The sequence below is a fragment of the Embleya sp. NPDC005971 genome, assembly GCF_040629175.1.
In the GTDB taxonomy this organism is placed as follows: Bacteria; Actinomycetota; Actinomycetes; order Streptomycetales; family Streptomycetaceae; genus Embleya.
In genome coordinates, this window is sequence record NZ_JBEXUX010000004.1 from 209,095 (window position 1) to 226,581 (window position 17,487).

At 71.5% G+C, this 17,487-nt stretch carries 17 protein-coding genes; 7 read left to right on the top strand and 10 right to left on the bottom strand.

The features are described from left to right. Positions 1–25 precede the first annotated feature (25 nt). Positions 26–673 carry a hypothetical protein gene (locus ABZ374_RS06405; RefSeq protein ID WP_360306973.1) on the top strand — a complete coding sequence of 216 codons (648 nt, stop codon included), beginning with the start codon at positions 26–28 and terminating at the stop codon, positions 671–673. 592 nt (positions 674–1,265) lie between these two features. Next, on the top strand, positions 1,266–3,779 hold the full coding sequence (locus tag ABZ374_RS06410; RefSeq protein WP_360306975.1) for a tetratricopeptide repeat protein: 2,514 nt from the start codon (positions 1,266–1,268) through the stop codon (positions 3,777–3,779). A gap of 90 nt (positions 3,780–3,869) precedes the next feature. Here the strand turns inward: ABZ374_RS06410 and ABZ374_RS06415 are convergent, their stop codons facing one another. The 4 genes from ABZ374_RS06415 to ABZ374_RS06430 form a co-directional block, all read right to left on the bottom strand. Then, the gene (locus ABZ374_RS06415; RefSeq protein ID WP_360306978.1) at positions 3,870–4,379 is read right to left on the bottom strand and encodes a universal stress protein; all 510 of its coding nucleotides are present in this window, start codon (positions 4,377–4,379) and stop codon (positions 3,870–3,872) included. 293 nt (positions 4,380–4,672) lie between these two features. Continuing rightward, positions 4,673–7,036 (bottom strand): phosphoketolase family protein, encoded by a 2,364-nt coding sequence (locus ABZ374_RS06420; protein ID WP_360306981.1) that lies wholly within the window; start codon positions 7,034–7,036, stop codon positions 4,673–4,675. Positions 7,037–7,197: 161 nt separating this feature from the next. Beyond that, a complete protein-coding gene (locus ABZ374_RS06425; RefSeq protein WP_360306984.1) occupies positions 7,198–7,845 on the bottom strand; it encodes a hypothetical protein in 648 nt (215 codons plus the stop codon). Positions 7,846–8,017: 172 nt separating this feature from the next. Then, positions 8,018–8,545, bottom strand: a complete 528-nt coding sequence (locus ABZ374_RS06430; protein ID WP_360306987.1) for a DinB family protein — start codon at positions 8,543–8,545, stop codon at positions 8,018–8,020. Positions 8,546–8,701: 156 nt separating this feature from the next. On the opposite strand from ABZ374_RS06430, the gene ABZ374_RS06435 reads away from it, so the two are divergent. After that, positions 8,702–9,322 carry an L-threonylcarbamoyladenylate synthase gene (locus tag ABZ374_RS06435; RefSeq protein WP_360306990.1) on the top strand — a complete coding sequence of 207 codons (621 nt, stop codon included), beginning with the start codon at positions 8,702–8,704 and terminating at the stop codon, positions 9,320–9,322. 72 nt (positions 9,323–9,394) lie between these two features. Here the strand turns inward: ABZ374_RS06435 and ABZ374_RS06440 are convergent, their stop codons facing one another. From ABZ374_RS06440 to ABZ374_RS06450, 3 genes are all read right to left on the bottom strand, one after another. Continuing rightward, positions 9,395–9,748 (bottom strand): beta/gamma crystallin domain-containing protein, encoded by a 354-nt coding sequence (locus tag ABZ374_RS06440; RefSeq protein WP_360306993.1) that lies wholly within the window; start codon positions 9,746–9,748, stop codon positions 9,395–9,397. Positions 9,749–9,921: 173 nt separating this feature from the next. Then, positions 9,922–10,998: a CU044_5270 family protein gene (locus ABZ374_RS06445; RefSeq protein WP_360306996.1), complete on the bottom strand. Its 1,077-nt coding sequence runs from the start codon at positions 10,996–10,998 to the stop codon at positions 9,922–9,924. Beyond that, positions 10,995–11,669 (bottom strand): RNA polymerase sigma factor, encoded by a 675-nt coding sequence (locus tag ABZ374_RS06450; protein WP_360306999.1) that lies wholly within the window; start codon positions 11,667–11,669, stop codon positions 10,995–10,997. The genes ABZ374_RS06445 and ABZ374_RS06450 overlap by 4 nt, the downstream gene beginning before the upstream one ends. Positions 11,670–12,107: 438 nt before the next feature. Here ABZ374_RS06450 and ABZ374_RS06455 point away from each other — a divergent pair, with 438 nt between their 5' ends. Together ABZ374_RS06455 and ABZ374_RS06460 are read left to right on the top strand one after the other, a co-directional pair. Further along, positions 12,108–12,698, top strand: coding sequence for a hypothetical protein (locus tag ABZ374_RS06455; protein WP_360307002.1), 591 nt, complete (start codon positions 12,108–12,110; stop codon positions 12,696–12,698). A gap of 173 nt (positions 12,699–12,871) precedes the next feature. Next, positions 12,872–13,561: a 2-phosphosulfolactate phosphatase gene (locus ABZ374_RS06460; RefSeq protein WP_360307005.1), complete on the top strand. Its 690-nt coding sequence runs from the start codon at positions 12,872–12,874 to the stop codon at positions 13,559–13,561. Positions 13,562–13,675: 114 nt separating this feature from the next. On the opposite strand, the gene ABZ374_RS06465 is transcribed toward ABZ374_RS06460, so the two are convergent. Then, on the bottom strand, positions 13,676–14,524 hold the full coding sequence (locus tag ABZ374_RS06465; RefSeq protein ID WP_360307008.1) for a helix-turn-helix transcriptional regulator: 849 nt from the start codon (positions 14,522–14,524) through the stop codon (positions 13,676–13,678). 161 nt (positions 14,525–14,685) lie between these two features. On the opposite strand from ABZ374_RS06465, the gene ABZ374_RS06470 reads away from it, so the two are divergent. After that, entirely contained in the window at positions 14,686–15,465 is a 780-nt protein-coding gene (locus ABZ374_RS06470) for an NAD(P)H-dependent oxidoreductase (RefSeq protein WP_360307011.1), read from the top strand. Positions 15,466–15,557: 92 nt separating this feature from the next. Here ABZ374_RS06470 and ABZ374_RS06475 read toward each other — a convergent pair whose 3' ends face one another. Together ABZ374_RS06475 and ABZ374_RS06480 are read right to left on the bottom strand one after the other, a co-directional pair. Then, the gene (locus ABZ374_RS06475; protein ID WP_360307014.1) at positions 15,558–16,037 is read right to left on the bottom strand and encodes an alpha/beta hydrolase; all 480 of its coding nucleotides are present in this window, start codon (positions 16,035–16,037) and stop codon (positions 15,558–15,560) included. A 103-nt stretch (positions 16,038–16,140) separates the two neighbouring features. Continuing rightward, positions 16,141–16,683: an MFS transporter gene (locus tag ABZ374_RS06480; RefSeq protein WP_360307017.1), complete on the bottom strand. Its 543-nt coding sequence runs from the start codon at positions 16,681–16,683 to the stop codon at positions 16,141–16,143. A 27-nt stretch (positions 16,684–16,710) separates the two neighbouring features. Between ABZ374_RS06480 and ABZ374_RS06485 the strand changes: the two genes are divergently transcribed. Then, positions 16,711–17,343: an Lrp/AsnC family transcriptional regulator gene (locus ABZ374_RS06485; protein ID WP_360307020.1), complete on the top strand. Its 633-nt coding sequence runs from the start codon at positions 16,711–16,713 to the stop codon at positions 17,341–17,343. Positions 17,344–17,487 lie beyond the last annotated feature (144 nt).

Sequence of the window (17,487 nt, forward strand, 5' to 3'; positions counted from 1 at the left end):
TGGGACGTGACCCAGGGGAGGGATCATGCACCGACGGGGACTGAAGATCGTGATCACCGAGTCGCAGCCGGACGGTTGCCGGCAGGTCGCGGGGCACCTGACCGAGGCCGGACACACCGTGCTGCGCTGCCACGGGCAACCGGGGACGGAGCGGACGGAACCCTGCGTGGCCTGGGCGGCCGGCGGCGGCTGTCCGCTGCTCGCCCAGGACGTCGACGTCGTCGTGGACGTGCGCGCCGACGAGGGGCCGCGGACCGCGCGCGAACAGGGCGCGATGTGCGCCCTCGTAGCAGGTGTGCCGCTGGTGGTCTGCGGACCCGTCGGCGCCCGCGACGGCATGCTCGCCCGGGCGGACGTGCTGTGCCACCACGACGACATCGAGGCGGCCTGCCGCACGGCGTTCTCCCCGGTGGGCCCCACCGCCCATCGGGTGGTCGCCCGTGCCGTGTCGCTCGCGCTCGCCGGAGTGAGCACCCCCGCCGACGTGCACGTGCGCCTGACGGCGCGGGAGAGCACGGTCTTCGCGGACATCACGGTCGGCGCGTCCCCCACGGCCACCGCGATTCGCCGCGTGCGTGCCGCCGTTCGACTCGCGCTGGCCCCCTTCACACCGTCGTGGCCGTATACCCCGGTGACGCTGTACCACCGGGAGCGGCCGGCCGATCGTCCGTGACGGCGCGATGTCATCCGGGCAACTCGCCGGGTGACGGGGGCACTTCGCCTGCGACGGGTTCAGCGCTCCGGTCCGAATCTCACCGCCGAGCGTGAGGAACGCCGACGGCGGTACCCGGCTTGTCTCCGGGCGGGGAGTTCGTACCTTGCGCGGATGACCGCTCGCCGTGGGCGCGTTGTTGTCGGCCTCGGTAGACGGGGCCTGGTCGGTTGGCGAGGCGCCGGCGTGCCGACGCCGGCGGGGGTCTCCCTGCCGGATCGTCGTGCTTTGGTACGACGGGCCGGTTTGTCTGGTAGTCCTGGGAAGTGGGCGCCGGATACGGCTCGTTGGGCTGGTCGTGACAGGGGTGGGACGGGGCCCGGGGATTGAGGATCACGGTAGTGGTGGTGATCGTGTCGACGCAGTCGTTGTGACCGGAGAAGGCGAGGAAGCCACCGTGCGATGGCGCCGACGCGAGCGCGGATCCGATGCCCCGGCGGTCGTGGAGGAGGTGGTGGTTGCCGACAGCGGCGATGCTCGTGCCGGCGACGGTGGGACGGCGGTGTCCGGCCATCGTGGACCACCGTCCTCGTTACCGGCGGGCGCGGGAACGGTGCACGTCGAGAGGTCCGGGCCCGCGACCGCGTCGGCGCCCCACGCGGTGGCCATCAGCGGCAACGTCCACGTCGCCCGGTTGAACGTCCGAGCCGCGCCCGTCCCGGTGCCGGTGGAGTGGCCGCTCCTGCCCGATCCCGTGCCGGCGTTGGCCTCGGCGTTCCAGGACCGTACCGGGTTGCGGGAGCGGATCGATCGGGCCCGGGCCGATCACGCGACGGTGGTGCTGTCCGGGGGTGGCGGGATGGGCAAGTCGCAGCTCGCCGCCGCCTACGCCCACCAGGCTCGCGCGGAGGGCGTGGACCTGGTCCTGTGGGTCAACGCCGCCGAAACCGAGCAGGTGATCACCACCTACGCCCGTGCCGCACGGTTGGTCGCCGCCCCGGGCGCGGCCGGGCAGGATCCTCAGGACGACGCGCGGGCGTTCGTGAACTGGCTGGCGACGACGCCGCGTTCGTGGTTGGTGGTCCTCGACGACATCACCGACCCGCGATCGCTGGAATCGTGGTGGCCACCGTCGCCGCCGTCCGGTCGCGGGACGGTCCTGGACACCACCCGCCGCCGCGACGCCCTGCTCTCGGGCGGCGGCCGTGCCGTGATCGACGTCGACACCTACACCGAGGCGGAGGCGGAGACGTATCTGCGCGAGCGCCTCACCCACGCCGCATGCGCCCGTCTCCTCGACGACGATGTCCTGCGACTGGCGCGGGAGTTGGGCCTGCTGCCCCTGGCCCTGGCGCACGCCGCCGCGTACATGATCAACGAGGATGTGACCTGCGCGCGGTACCTGCGCCTGTTCACCGCCGGCACCGCCCGTCTGGACAAGCTGTTGCCTGTGGACGCGGACACCGAACGCTACGGGCGACCGGTGGCCACCGCGCTCCTGCTGTCCCTGGACGCGGCCCAACGCGCCGAACCCGCCGGACTCGCGGCCCCCGCCCTCACCTTGGCGGCCTTCCTCGACCCCGCCGGACACCCCCGCGAACTCTGGACCCACCCCGGCGTCGTCACCCACCTCGGCATCCACCGCACCCCCGAGACCCCGGTCGACGCCGACGACGCCCACGCCGTGCTCCGGCTGCTGCACCGCTACGCCCTGATCACCGACGATTCCCGCAACGGCCCCCGCGCCGTCCGCATCCACGCCCTCACCGCCCGCGCCGCCCGCGAGGTGACCCCAGACACCGAACTCCCCACCGCCGCCCACGCGGCCGCCGACGCCCTGCTCGACCTGTGGCCCACCCACGACCACGGCGACGCGGATCTCGCGGCCGTCCTGCGGGCCAACACCGACACCCTCGCCGCACATGCCGGCGACCACCTGTGGCACCCCGACGGCCACCCGATCCTGTACCGGGCCGGACGAAGCCTCCTCGACGCGGGCCTCCACAACGTCTCGATCCCCCACTGGCAACGGATGAGCGCCGACGCCGATCGACTGCTCGGCGCGGAACATCCCGACACGCTGATGGCCCGAGGTCAACTGGCGATCTCGTTCTGGCAGGCGGGGCGGACGGACGAGGCGATTGCCTTGGAGGAGCGGGTGCTGGCCGCCCGCGAGCGGCTGCTGGGCGCGGAACACCCCAACACGCTGATGGTGCGAGCGAACCTGGCCTCCTCGTACTTGCAGGCCGGGCGGATCGGCGAGGCGATCGCCCTGGACGAGCGGGTGCTGGCCGATCGCGAGCGGCTGCTGGGTGCGCAGCACCCCGACACCCTGATGACGCGGGCGAACCTGGCCTCCTCGTACCGGCAGGCGGGGCGGATCGGCGAGGCGATCGCCTTGGAGGAGCGGGTGCTGGCCGATCGCGAGCGGCTGCTGGGTGCGCAGCACCCCGACACCCTGATGACGCGGGCGAACCTGGCCTCCTCCTACTGGCAGGCGGGGCGGATCGGCGAGGCGATCGCCTTGGAGGAGCGGGTGCTGGCCGATCGCGAGCGACTGCTGGGCGGGGAACATCCCGCCACGCTGACGTCCCGGGCGAATCTGGCGGTCTCGTACTGGCAGGCGGGGCGGACGGCGGAGGCGATCGTCCTGCTGGAGCGGGTGGTGGTCGATCGCGAGCGGTTGTCGGGCGCGGAGCACCCCGACACGCTGACGTCCCGGGCGAATCTGGCGGTCTCGTACCGGCAGGCGGGGCGGACGGCGGAGGCGATCGCTCTGCTGGAGCGGGTGGTGGCCGATCGCGAGCGACTGTCGGGCGCGGAGCACCCCGACACGCTCACGGCGCGGACGAACCTGGCCTCCTCGTACCGGCAGGCGGGGAGGACGGACGAGGCGATCGACATCGAGGAGCGGGTGCTGGCCGACCGCGAGCGGCTTTCGGGGCCGGAGCACCCCGCCACGCTGACGGTTCGGGCGAACCTGGCCGTCTCGTACCGGCAGGCGGGGCGGACCGGCGAGGCGATTGTGCTGCTGGGGTGGGTGGTAGCCGACTACCAGCGGTTGTCGGGCGTGGAACACCCCGACACGGTGGCGGTGACGAGTGTCCTGCGCAGGTGGCTCACGTGAGGGAACTCGCGGTGTGTGCCACATCCCCGGTGCTGCTTCGAGTTCGGATGGGTGCTCGGTCCCGGCCGCTCGAACGCGGTGGTCGTCGGACTATGCGTCCGCCGGGACGAAGAGCACCGGGGTGACGCTGTGGCGTAGGCAGTACGTGCCGGTGGGGCCGGGGATCGTGGGGCTCTCGATGCCGCTGGTGCCCAACACGAGCAACCGGGCGTTGCGGGCGCGGGCGACCAGGACCTCGCCCGCCGGACCGTGCAGCGGGGTGGCCACGATGCGCTCCGGCGGGATCGGGGCCCGGACCAGGCTTGCCAGGGCGCGTTCCAGCCGCTCGCGCGCCACGGACAGGGGGGCGTCGGGGCGGTCCAGGGTCGGGCGATCGGGGTCGGCGTCCGTCCAGGCCGTGACCACGTCCAGGGTCACGCCGAGTTCGGCGGCCTCGCGGGCGGCCCAACGCAGGGCGAGCGCGGATCCGAACGAGCCGTCGAGGCCCACCACGATCCGTCCCTCGGGCCGGGCCTTCGTGCTCTCGTCGGTGGGGACGGTCTCCGGCCGAGGGGGACGGCCGAGCGTGTCCCGGTCGAAGTGGGTACCGAGCGTTTCCATGTCGAACTCCGTTTCGTCCCGCGGCAGGTGGGCGGTGGTGGTCGTGATCGCACAGCGCACAGCGCACAGCGCACTGCGAATAGCGCACATCGCACGTCCCGTGTCCCGGGGCTTCGCGATCGCGAGGTTTCACCCGTCTCCAGGATGGAACGTCCGCGACCCCGGGCACAGGGCCGGTGGGAGTGGTGGGCCGGGACGAAGGTCCCGGCCCACCGGTACGGGTGGCCCTGTGCCGATCGACTCGGGGCGCGCCGAATGACGAGCACCCGGGTCACGGGGGATCTCGCCTCGGGTCAGCGGTCGCCGGGTGTGTCGGTCGTCCAGGTCCAGTCGCGGACCTCGGGCAGGTCCTCGCCGTGTTCGAGGATCCAGGCGCGGTGTCGGGTGCGGGCGTCGAGCATGCTCTGGCGTACGGTCGCGGCGCGGGTGCCCAGGCCGGGGACGCGGTCGATGACGTCGATCACGCGTTGGTAGCGGTCCATGTCGTTGAGGACGACCATGTCGAACGGGGTGGTCGTGGTGCCGTATTCCTTGTATCCGCGTACGTGCAGGTGGTCGTGGTTGTGCCGGCGGTAGGCAAGCCGGTGGATCAGCCACGGGTAGCCGTGGTAGGCGAAGATCACCGGGACGTCGGTGCCGAACAGGGCGTCGTATTCGGCGTCCGGCATGCCGTGCGGGTGCTCGGTCTCGGGGGTCAGCCGCATCAGGTCGACCACGTTGACCACGCGCACCCGCAACCCGGGCAGGTGTCGGCGGATCAGGTCGACGGCGGCGAGGGTCTCCAGGGTGGGCACGTCGCCGGCGCAGGCCAGGACGACGTGCGGGTCGCCGTCGTCGTTGGAGGCCCACTCCCAGACACCGGCGCCCCGGGCGCAGTGGAGGACGGCCTCGTCCATGGTGAGCCAGTCGGGGGTGGGCGTCTTGCCGGCCACGATCACGTTGACCAGGCCGCGGCTGCGCAGAGCGTGATCGCCGACGGAGAGCAGGCAGTTGGTGTCCGCCGGCAGGTAGACGCGGACGACCTCGGGGCGTTTGTTGATCACGTTGTCGACGAAGCCGGGGTCCTGGTGCGAGAAACCGTTCTGGTCCTGGCGCCACACGTGCGAGGTGAGCAGGTAGTTGAGCGACGCGATGGGCGGGCGCCAGTCGATCTCGCGGGAGGCGTGCAGCCATTTGGCGTGCTGGTTGAACATCGAGGAGACGATGTGGGTGAACGCCTCGTAGCAGGAGAACACGCCGTGGCGGCCGGTGAGCAGATAGCCCTCCAGCATGCCCTGGCAGGTGTGTTCGGACAGGATCTCCACGACCCGCCCGTCCGGGGCCAGGTGGGTGTCCAGGTCGGTGATCGGCTCCTGCCACGCCTTGGCGGTCGCCCGGTAGACCGCGCCGAGCCGGTTGGATTCGGTCTCGTCCGGGCCGAACAGACGAAAGTCGCGGCGGGTCGCGGTGCGGGCGAAGACCTCGCGCAGGTATTCGCCGAGGGCCCGGGTGGGTTCGGACGAGGACGCGCCGGGTTCGACCACCTTGACGGCGAAGGTGTTCGGATCGGGCAGTGGCAGGTCCCGCAGCACGGTGCCCCCGTTGGCCTCGGGCACCGCGCCCAGCCGCGTCTCGCCGGTGGGTACGTTGGCGAGCACGATCGGGGTGGGCCGGCCGTCCCGGTCGAAGAGTTCGTCCGGGCGGTAGGAGCGCAGCCACCTCTCCAGCAGGGCCAGGTGCTCCGGGTTCTCCCGTACGCCCGCCAGCGGGACCTGGTGCGAGCGCCACGTGCCCTCGACGGGCGTGTCGTCCACGGTGTGCGGTCCGGTCCAGCCCTTGGGGGTGCGCAGCACGATCATCGGCCATCGGGGTCGGCCCTGTCCGCTTGCCTTGAACGCCTCGATCCCGTCGAGCGCCTCGTCCAGCGCGGCGGCGAACGCGGCGTGCACGCGTGCCGGTTCGTCGCCCTCGACGTGGATCGGGCGCCATCCGTAGCCGGTCAGCAGCGCGTCCAACTCGGTGCGCGGCATCCGGGCGAGCAGGGTCGGGTTGGCGATCTTCCAGCCGTTGAGGTGCAGGATCGGCAACACCGCGCCGTCGGTGCGCGGGCTGAGGAACTTGGTGCCGTGCCAGGACGCGGCGAGTGGCCCGGTCTCGGCCTCGCCGTCGCCGATCACGCACGCGACCACCAGGTTCGGGTTGTCGAAGGCGGCGCCGAACGCGTGCGAGAGGCTGTAGCCGAGTTCGCCGCCCTCGTGGATGGAGCCGGGCACGCCGGGGGCGATGTGGCTGGGTACCCCGCCGGGGTAGGAGAACTGGCGGAACAGCGTGGTCATTCCGGCCGCGTCGCGGGGGACGTTCGGGTAGCGCTCGCTGTAGGTGCCGTCCAGCCAGGACGCGGCGAGCGCGGACGGGCCGCCGTGCCCCGGACCGGTGACGTGCAGGGCGTGGGTGCCGCGTTCGCGGATCACCCGGTTCAGGTGCGCGTAGATCAGATTCAGGCCGGGGGAGGTGCCCCAGTGCCCGAGCAGTCGCGGCTTGATGTGCTCGGGCCGCAACGGTTCGCTCAGCAACGCGTTGCCGCCCAGGTAGATCTGCCCCACCGCCAGGTAGTTCGCCGCCCGCCACCAGGCGTCGACCGTCGTCAGGTCCGAGCCCTCGGGAATCGCCGTCGTCATCGAACTTCCTCTCCTGTAGCGCCGGAACTCCGCTCGTTCCCACGCTCGCGCCCGCCACGCACCCGGTGAAGGGCCGAACGGCCCTACGGGACCGGGCCGATGCGGCCCCGGCGCGACGCGCCGATCGCCTGGCGAATGCGGGCCGGCGGGTGGCCCCGGGCTCAGAAGGGAAATTCGAAGTGGCTTGCGCCGCCGAAGCAGTGGGTCGCGTGGTGGTGCATGCGGCGGAAGTAGCGGGGGTCGTCCATCAGGCCGGTGTAGGACTCGTATTCGTGCTCGATCAGACCCGCGGTGTTGCCGAGGTAGACATCGAAACCCGGGTACATCAGGCCGACGAAGGGCAGGTCGTCGACGTCGACGGCGAGCACCGGGTACTCGCCTTCCCGGTCGGGCTCGGTGACGGCCAGGATGCGGCGGGAGTCCGAGCCGCCGGGCAGGAGGAAGCACTCGGGGAAGCGGTCGGCGACGGGCGTGAACATCTCGCCCCACATCTCGCCCAGTTCGTCGGCGACCAACTCGTCGAGGCTGCGCGGCGTGAGGCTGCCGTCGTCGGCCATCCAGTCGTACCGGTCGAGCAGGGACGTGTCGTACGCGAGCCAGGCCCGCAGGCTCGGCGACAGCGGGCGGCCGGACGGCAGCACCACCTCGGCCGACGCGTGGGCGGGCAACGGCCGGGCCACGCCGTCGGTCACCCACGGGACGTCCGCGTACGACAGCGCGGAGGCCCCGGGGTCCCGCCGGACCACCTCCAGGACCCGCTCGACCAAAGCCACTCCATGCACGGCGTCGCCCGTGCCCTCAGTCAACATGGCCGGGACGGTAACAGCCGACTCCGACGCGAGGAAGCCCGCATGCCGGCGCGCGACCGGGCTCGGGCGGCACGCGGATATCCGGTCGCGCGGGAGGCTGGTCGCACTCGGGGCGGCGGGTCCGTGATGCGATGCGTGGAGCCGACGATCCGGGCGGCGTACCGTCCGGAGCTCACACCCCGAAGACTCCGTCGATGCGTTCGCGGATCAGGTCGGCATGGCCGTTGTGACGCGCGTACTCCTCGATCAGGTGGACCATGATCCAGCGCAGCGAGACCCGTTCGTCACCCAGGACGAGGGCGTCCTGCTCGGACAGGCGGCCGGAGTCGTCCAACGCGGCGGCGGCGACGAGTTCGCGCCCGCGAGCGACCTCCGCCCGCCAGGCCGCCATGACCTCGTCGAGCCCTCGGTCCGGGTCGAGGGCGAAGCCGTCGTTGTTGCTCGCGCCGAAGATCGCGGGCACGTTCCGGCCGGCGAACACACGCTGGAACCAGTTGCGCTCCACCTCGGCCATGTGCTGGAGGAGACCCAGCAACGTCATCGACGAGGGCGCAGCCGAGGCCAGCCGTAATTGCTCATCCCGCAGGCCCGAGCACTTCAGGGCGAGAGTGGCGCGGTGGAAGTCGAGCCACGCTTCCAGCATGGCGCGTTCGCCGGCATGCACGGGCGGTATCCGGCGCCCATCCGGTGTCGTAGTCATGACCGCACCCTGACACATGGCGGCACGACCCACCCGGGACTTCGCCGGCGACGCACGCGCGCCCGCCGGGACACGCGCGCCGTCCGGCACGCGGCGACCGGGCCGGTCGTGGTCGCCGGGGGCTGGATCCGGGCCGCCTCCCCATAGGGTCGGCGGATGGCGAAGTATTTCGATGTGCACCCCGAGAACCCCCAGCCGCGCACGATCGGCAGCGTGGCCGACCTGATCCGCTCCGGATCACTCGTCGCGTACCCGACGGACTCCTGTTTCGCACTGGGATGTCAATTGGGCAACCGCGACGGCCTGAACCGGATCCGGACGATCCGCAACCTCGACGACCGGCATCACTTCACCCTGGTGTGCGAGAGCTTCGCTCAATTGGGCCGGTTCGTATACCTGGACAACGACGTGTTCCGGGCCATCAAGGCGTCGACGCCCGGTGCCTACACCTTCATCCTGCGCGCCACGTCAGAGGTGCCGAAGCAACTGTTGCATGCGAAGAAGAAGACGGTCGGCGTCCGGATTCCCGATCACGTCGTCACCCGGGCGCTGCTCGCCGAACTCGGTGAGCCGATCCTTTCCAGCACGCTGCTCCTGCCCGGCGAGGACGAACCGCTGACCCAGGGCTGGGAGATCAAGGAACGGCTGGAGCACGTGGTGGACGCCGTGGTGGACTCGGGCGATTGCGGCACCCAGCCGACCACGGTCATCGACTTCTCCGGCGACGAGGCCGAGATCGTACGTCGCGGAGCGGGCGACACGGCGCGGTTCGAGTAGCGGCCCGGTCTCGGGCGAAGACGTCGGCGCCCGGGTCGAGTGACCGACCCGGGCGGCCGGTGCGCCGATTCGTCAGAGGATCTCGATCGCGTCGACCCTCGGTGGCCGGTTCGGGAAGGAGATCTCGTGCCACCGCTCGATCTTGACCGAATCACCGTTGGCGTCGTAGTAGATCAAGTCGTTGTTTCCCGTGGAGATCTTGTCGACCCACCACCCGCCGAAGGAGGTTCTGCCGCGGTTCGCGTAGCAGTCCACGCTCTGGTCTCCGCCGTTGTGCGACCAGATCTTCAGGAAGTCCTCGCCACCACGACAGGGCACATGGTCGATGGCGAAGGCGGGGCTCGGCGGCACGACCAGGGTCAACGCGGCGGCCGCGGCCAACGCCACGGCCATCGAACGTGCGGCCCTCTTGGTTTTCGAGATCACGGGTCCTCCTCGGACGCAAAATTCCAACCAACGATGCTGGTGCATCGGGCAGGAAGCAGCCTGTCGGGTGCGGACCCCCCGGAACATCAGGATCCGGGAACATTCACTCGAATGGCGGCGGGGCGGAGCGGTGGGCGGGGGTGCGACTCGGCCGCGTGCAGGGGTGGCCCCGATCAGGCGCCTGCGGAGCCGGTCGCCGGGGTCGCCGGGGCCGCGGGCGTGTCGGGGCGACCGCCGGGCCGGTCGACGAAGCCGCGTTCGACGACGGAGGAGAGGTTGAGAACGGTGCCTGCCGGCGCGTACACGGTGTCCGTGGTGGAGATTTCGCGCACGCCGGTGAACGCGGAGGTGGCCCGGTCGAGGATCCATTCCGCGCGGGAGCCCTGTACCTCGTCCCGCGCGACCGAGACCCCGGGGCGTCCCAGGGAGTCGACGGTGTCGTCGGCGACGGTCACTCCGGGCAGCAGGGCCGCCGCCCGGAACAGCGCGCCGACCACCGCGGGCGGCGCGGCGGCGTTCATGAGCAGGTCGCCGATCAGGGAGAACGTCTGCTGGTCGACGGGGTTTCCGCCGTGCTCGGGCGCGGCTTTGCGGAGCAGGCGCAGGAGTTCGGCCGGGTCGGTGGGCAGGGTCTGCATGAAGCGGTAGTCGGGCCGGTGCAGGTTCCCCGGCCCGGTGTGCTCCTCGCGGAATTCGGTCCCGCTGCCGCCGCGCTGAAGGTAGGTGCCCGTACCGTCGACCGGACGCCAATGCTCGGTGGTGCGGATCGGCGAATGCCGGAACGTCGGCGCCCGTTCGGGTCCACCCAGGATGGCGCTGTATCCGAGGGTCCGGACGTACTCGTATTGGCCGTCCCGGACCGGGAGTTGGCTTCCGGTCTCGGCGGTCACGGCGGCGCGGACCAGGAGCGCGCTCGCGGACCGCTGCTCGGCTCGGGAGACCTTCGTCCCGCTCGGATCGCCGCCGGCGACGCTCACGCCCGCGATGATCGCGGCGACGGTTGCGGCCGCCGCGACGGGCAGGGCCACGAGTTGCCACTTCCGGAGCGTGCGAGGCCGACGCGAGGGCGCGGTCGCCGAGGCTCGGCGGATCTCGTGCATCAGGTGTTGCTTCAGCAACAGGTGGCGGTCCGGGCGGAGTTCCGGGACGGCTGCCGGAGGGGCCAACGCCGCCGGTTCGGTGTCCGGGACCCCCGCCGTAGCGTGCCCGTGGTCGTGGCCGCCGCCCTCGGTTCGCGGATCGGTGTTCATCGTGCCCTCCCGGGTTGTTCGTTGTTCGGCCGGATCGCTGCGCTGCGGTCATCCATGAGCTGTCCTGTGGGCGAGGGCGGTTCCCGATTTCCCGTTGTTCGTTCGAGTTCCTCCGCCGCGTACTTCCTGAGTCGGTTGCGGGCGCGCGACAACCGGGACTTCAGGGTGCCGACCCGCAGGTCGAGTGCCTCGGCGGCCTCGGCGTATCCCAGCCCGGACCACACGACCAGCGCGATGGCTTCCCGGTCTCCTCGCCGCAGCCGCGCCAAGCCCGCGCGAGCCGCCGCGAGTTGCTGCGCGTGGTGGGCGCGATCGACGACCTCGTCGGCCAAATCGGGCACCGGGCCGCGCGGCGGCAGCCGATCCATCGCGGCGCGGTGCCGACGCGCCGAACGGGCGGTGTTGCGCAGGATGTTCGTGGCGATCCCGTACAACCAGGCACGCAGACCCTCGTCCGGGTCCCCCTCCTGCCGTGCCGGCGGCTCGGGATCGACGCGCTCGCGCAACCGCCACGCCTCCAGAAACGTCAGGGACACGACGTCCTCGGCACCGGCCGGATCCGCCGCCACGCGCAGCGCGTAGCGGTAGACGGCACGCGCATGATCGTCGAACAGGCCCGCGAAGGCGGCGGGGTCGCCGGCTCGGACACGGGCACGCAAGGACAACTCCATGACCGCTCCTGTCCGACCGGCCCCACCGGTTCCCGTGACCCCCGTCACATGCCCTGCTCCATTCCTGCGGGAGATTCGTTGTCGCCTCCGGTGGACGAAATGGGCGTCGCCGTGCTCCTGTTCCCGGCTGCGTACCGGTAACTCGAATTCGTGGGTCGGGCGGGCGGGCTTGTCGGGGAGTTGTGATTAGGTGCCGAATGGGAAGCGGAGTTTCGGATTCCTGCCACAGCTCTGCCGGCCGAAAACCGGAGGGTCGTCATATTCCGGCCCGAGTGGATCGTTTACTCTTTTCCGCGAATTTCTTCCGTCGTAACCGATCAAGGTGCGTTCTGCCCTATCGTCGGGTGTTCCCGGAACGTCCGGGATATCGAACGAACACGTCGATCGGATCGGTGTGAATTGAACAGCAAATTGCTTCGACTGTGGAATTGCACGACGATGGCGGATGTCCGGCGCAGGATCGCCGCGGGGGTGGGAGCCGTCGTACTGCTCGCGGCCGTCGTCCTCGCGGGCACCGCGACGGGCACGGCCGCCGCCGCGACGCAGGCGTCGTCAGCCGGGACTCAGGCGTCGTCCGCCGCGCGCGAGGGCGGGTGGACCTGTCCGGGGACGCCCGTGCCGACCGGGTACGTCATCACCGCGTTCGACCGCAACGGCTGCAACGGCCGGGGGGCGTGGTTACAGCAGCCCGTTCGTGACGGGATCTGGACCTGTTCGGGCTCGCCCATCGTGCCGGGGTACGTGATCGCCGCGTACGACCGCAACGGTTGCAGCGGGGTGGGCGCCTGGTTCCACCGACTCGCGCGTGACGGGATGTGGACCTGCTCGGGCTCGCCGATCGTGCCCGGCTACGTGGTCACCGGGTACGACCGCAACGGCTGCACCGGCATCGGCGCGTGGTACCACCAGCTCGTCCGCAACGGGATCTGGACCTGCCCCGGTTCGCCCATCCCGGCCGGCTACCGCAGCACCACCTACAACGCGACGGGTTGCAACGGACTCGGCGCCTGGTACACGATCCGCGCCTGAAAGTAGCCGCGGAACGCCGTCCGGCACTCGGGCGGCGCGTGCTTCGGCGCCGGGCCACGACCGGCCGGTGCCGAGGTACGCGCCGCCCGAGGGCGTGTCGCATTCCGAGACGGTCGGTGTGATGCGTATCGCTGCCTCGGCGTTTCGACTCGGACGTGCGCCATCATGACCGGATGGACGCTCGTTTCCTTGGTATCGCCGAGCTGGTCGAAACTCCCTCCGCGGCGGTCGTGATCGATGTGATGCGTGCTTTCACGGTGGCTGCCTGGGCCTTTGCCCAGGGGGCGGAAAAGATCGTTCTCGCCGAGTCGCCGGACGAAGCCCTGGCGCTCAAGGCTCGCCATCCGGAGTGGGTGGCGCTCAAGGACGGTCCGCCCGCGCCCGGGTTCGACACGGTCAACTCGCCGGGCCTGCTGCGCTCCCTCGACCTGGGCGGACGGACCGTTGTGCAGAAGACCACGGCGGGGACGGTCGGCGCCCTTGCGGTCAAGGAGGCGTCGCTGGTGTTGTGCGCCGGCTTCGTGGTGGCGGAGGCAACGGCTCGGCTGTTGCGGGAACACGGGTGTGAACGTGTCACGTTCGTGGTCACCGGTGAGGACGGGCGCGCCGACGAGGACCTGGCGTGCGCTCAATACATCGCCCGCAGGGCCACCGAGGCCGGGACGGACCCCGCCGACTTCCTCCGCCGCGCCGGCGAGTCGCGCGCCGCCGCCGAGCTGGCGCAGGGCGTGCGACAAGGAGTGCATCCCGACGACGTCGCACTCTGTCTCGAACTCGACCGCTTCCCCTTCGCCATGGTGGCAACCCCGGAGGACCAACTCATGGTCCTTCGCCCGTACACCGTGCCCACACCGACCGGCTGATCGCCGGTGAGGTGGGCCGAGGCCCGTGTGCGGGGCGACGGGTTCGCCGTCCTGCGCCTCGACTCCCGGCCGGCTGTCCGGCTGTGCGGCCGACCCCGACGGCTCGGCGGTGGTTCAGGACACGTGCGTTGTCGGGACGGGTTTCGTGGTGGGGGGTTTGTCGGTGGCGAGGGTGCCCAGAAGGCGTAGGGCGTCCTCGGTGGGGGTTCCGGGGGCGGCGGAGAGGACCAGGAGTTCCATGCCGGATTCGTCCGGTAGGGCGAAGTTTTCCTGGTGCAGTTCCAGGAGTCCGACCAGGGGGTGTCGGTAGGCCTTGCGTCCGTGGGTGCGGGCGCGGACGTCCGCGCGGGCCCAGAGGCGGCGGAAGCGCTCGCTGCCCATTGCGAGTTCGCCGATCAGCGAGGCCAGGCGCGGGTCGTCGGGGTACTTCCCGGCCGCCAGGCGCAGGTGCCCGACCACGTCGAGGGTGCAGATGTCCCAGTCGGCGTAGAGGCCGCGTTCGGCCTCTTCGAGGAAGATGTGCCGGGCGGTGTTCAGGCCCGGCATCTCCCGGCCGTAGAGGAGCCCGGCGAGGCGGTTCCCGGCGGCCACGTCCAGCCGGTGGTCCATGATCAGGGCGGGCGCGTCGGTGACCAGGTCGAGGATGCGCAGCAGTTCGGGCCGCAGGCGCCCGTTGGGCGACTTCGCGCGGCGGCGGCGCTGGCGGGCGAGCCGGTACAGGTGCCCGCGTTCGGTCTCGTCCAGGCCGAGGACTCGGGCGAGCGCGTCGAGGACCTGTTCGGAGGGCTGGGTGGCGCGGCCCTGCTCCAGGCGTACGTAGTAGTCGACGCTGACCCCGGACAGGTGGGCGACCTCTTCGCGGCGCAGCCCTTCGACGCGGCGGCGGCTGTCGGTGGGAATGCCGACGGCGGAAGGGTCGACCCGGGAGCGCCGGGTGCGCAGGAAACCCGCAAGATCGTCCATGCCCCCAGTATGGCTCCGGCGGCGCGAACGAAGGTGGCCCTGCGAATACCAGGAACTCCGGTCCGATGGAAGCGGCGCCCCTGAACGAAGCACGCGTGGCGGCCCAGGATTCATGGCGACACACCTCGTTGAGGCGACACACCTCGTTGAAGGGAACAGCCATGAAGGCGCTCATCGTCCACGCCCACCCCGAGCCGCGTTCGTTGAACGGTTCACTGAAGGACCTCGCCGTGTCCACCCTCGAAGCGGCCGGGCACGAAGTACGGGTGAGCGACCTGTACGCGATGAACTGGAAGGCCGTGGTGGACGCGGCGGACTTCGCCGAGCACGCCACGAACCCGCTTCAGGTGGTGCCGAGTTCGGGCCGGGCGTACCAGGCCGGTGCGCTGACGCCCGACGTGGTGGCCGAGCACGAGAAGTTGCTGTGGGCCGACACGGTGATCTTCCAGTTTCCGATGTGGTGGTACACGATGCCGGCGATCCTCAAGGGCTGGGTGGACCGGGTGTTCTCGTACCGCTTCGCCTACGGCGTCGGGGTGCACGACGAGACCCGGTACGGCGAGCGTTTCGGTGAGGGGACGCTGAAGGGGCGGCGGGCGATCCTCTCGGTCACCGTCGGGGGCCCGGAGTCCCACTACGGCGATCGTGGGATCAACGGCCCGATCGAGGACCTGCTGTTCCCGATCCACCACGGGATCCTGTACTACCCGGGCCTGGAGGTGCTGCCGCCGTTCGTGCTGTACGGCGCCGACCGGATCGCGGGCGGCGACTTCGAGGACGCCGCGAAGGCGTGGAAGGAACGGCTGCTGTCGCTGGAGGCGACCGAGCCGATCGCGTTCCGGCGGCAGAACTTCGGTGACTACGAGATCCCGTCGCTGCGGTTGAAAGAGGGCCTGGAAGCGCCGGGCCGCAGCGGTTTCGGCCTGCACGTGCGGGGTTGATCGCCGGCGCGGGACCGGACGGGGGCGGGCCGGCCCGTGTCGGTTCGTCGCGGTCCGGGGCGGCCGCGGTCGACCGCCCCGGTGGCGCGGGTTCAGCCTGCGGCGGCGCGGAGCAGGGATTGCGCCCGGGGCCAGGGGCCGAAGCCGGCGGCGGGGTTGAGGTGTCCGACCGGGCCGAGTTCCACCAACCGGCTGCCCCACGCGCGGGCCGACTCGGCGACCCGCTCGGCCGACGCCAGGGGGTCGTCGGAACTCGCCGCGACGATGCGGGGGAAGGGCAGCCGGGTGTGCGGCACGGGAGTCCAGCCGTGCTGCTCCAAGGCGTCGGGCGTGGGGTAGCCGGGCGGCAGCGGTGTCCCGAAGTCGGGCGGCGTGGCCGGCAGCGCGCCCTGGACGAAGAAGCGCTCTCCGGTCCGGTATCGGCGCGCCCAGTGCACGGTGGTGAGCACTCCGGCGCTGTGCGCGGCCAACAGGACGGGTCCGCGGACTTGGGCCAGTACGTCGTCCAGGGCCGCGACGCGCGCGGCCCTGTCGAGCAGGTCGTGGTCAAGGGCGGGACCGTGTGCACGCACCGTCCGGCGTCGGCGAGTTGCTCGGCCCGGTGGGTCTGCCAGTGCTCCGGCACATGGTCGCGCAGGCCGGGCACGATCACGACTGTCGGTTCGGGGGTTCGACTCATGGGGACGACTCCGATTCCTTGCGTTCCGCCGCCTCGGCGCGTTCCCGAAGTCGGCGCAGGTCCGGTGCGTAGTGGCGGCGACCGACCGCGAAGGCCGCGGTGGCCACGATCGCCACGAGCGGGACGAGCCGCAGCGCGGCGCGCAGCCCGATGTGGTCGGCGAGCAGGCCGGTGACCGCGGGGCCGGGGGCCAGCCCGAGCAGGCTGTCGGCGAGGGTGAGGGTGGCGAACGCGGTGGACGCGGGGACCAGGTTGGCCACCATCGCGGCCGCCGGACCGGCGGTGCCCGCGCACAGCAGCGCCCCGGCCGCCGGCACCAGCACCTGTGGCGGCCCGACGGGCGGCAGGAAGGCCGTCGTCAGCAGGACGAGCGAGCCGGAGCTGCACACGATGGCGACCGTCCACTTCCGCTGGGCGGACACCCGGCTGATCCGGTCCGAGGCCATCCCGCCGATGATTATGCCGAGGCCGATGACCAGGGCGAAGCCTCCCGCGACCACGCCGGCCTTACCGGTGGACAGATCGGACGACCCGCCCACCGTGATGCCCGCGTCCAGGAAGCGCCGGTGTGCACACGCGGCGGCGGCACGTTCGTCGCCGTAGTAGCCGCGCAGTTGTTCACCGAGGGCAGCCGCTGGGACCTGTGCTCCCTCGACCGCCGACAGCGCGGCCTGCTGCGCCCCACGAGCAGCGAAACGCTCCCCGCCGGCCCGGCGATCCTCGTGCCGGAGGACCGGCCGCTGCTCATCGCGCTCGGCGCCGACGGTCGGCTCGGCTACGGCGAACTCGCCGAGCTCACCGGCATGAGCGAGTCGACCGTGCGCCGCCGGCTGGGCCGGATGTTGCGCGAGGGCACCGTCGTGCCACGCTGCGAAATCGCGCAGAGCGTCTCCGGATTCCCCACCTTCGTGCACTACCTCGCCGACGTGCCCAGCACCGAACTCGCCCACGTGGGCGCCTCGATCGTCAACGAAGTCCGCATGTGCGCCGCGATCGCCGCCCGGCACGGCCTGCTGATCACCGCCTGGGTGCGCTCCCTGCCCGACACCCGACGGCTGGAGGCACACCTGGCCGAACGTTTCCCGCACCTGGTCGTCGAGGACCGCCGGCTGACCCTGGCCAACCCCAAGCGCATGGGCCACCTGCTGGACACCGAGGGCCGCAGCATCGACTTCGTCCCGATGGACATGTGGTCCTGAGCGGCCGCGCCGGCGCGTTCGGCGAGGGGCGGGTCGGGACGCGCTCGGCCGGCTCGGCGACGCGTTGTTCGGGAAAACCGGTCCTGCGGGGTCTTCGCGGGCGACACGATACGGGCACGACCACCGATCGGCCGCGTGGCCGAG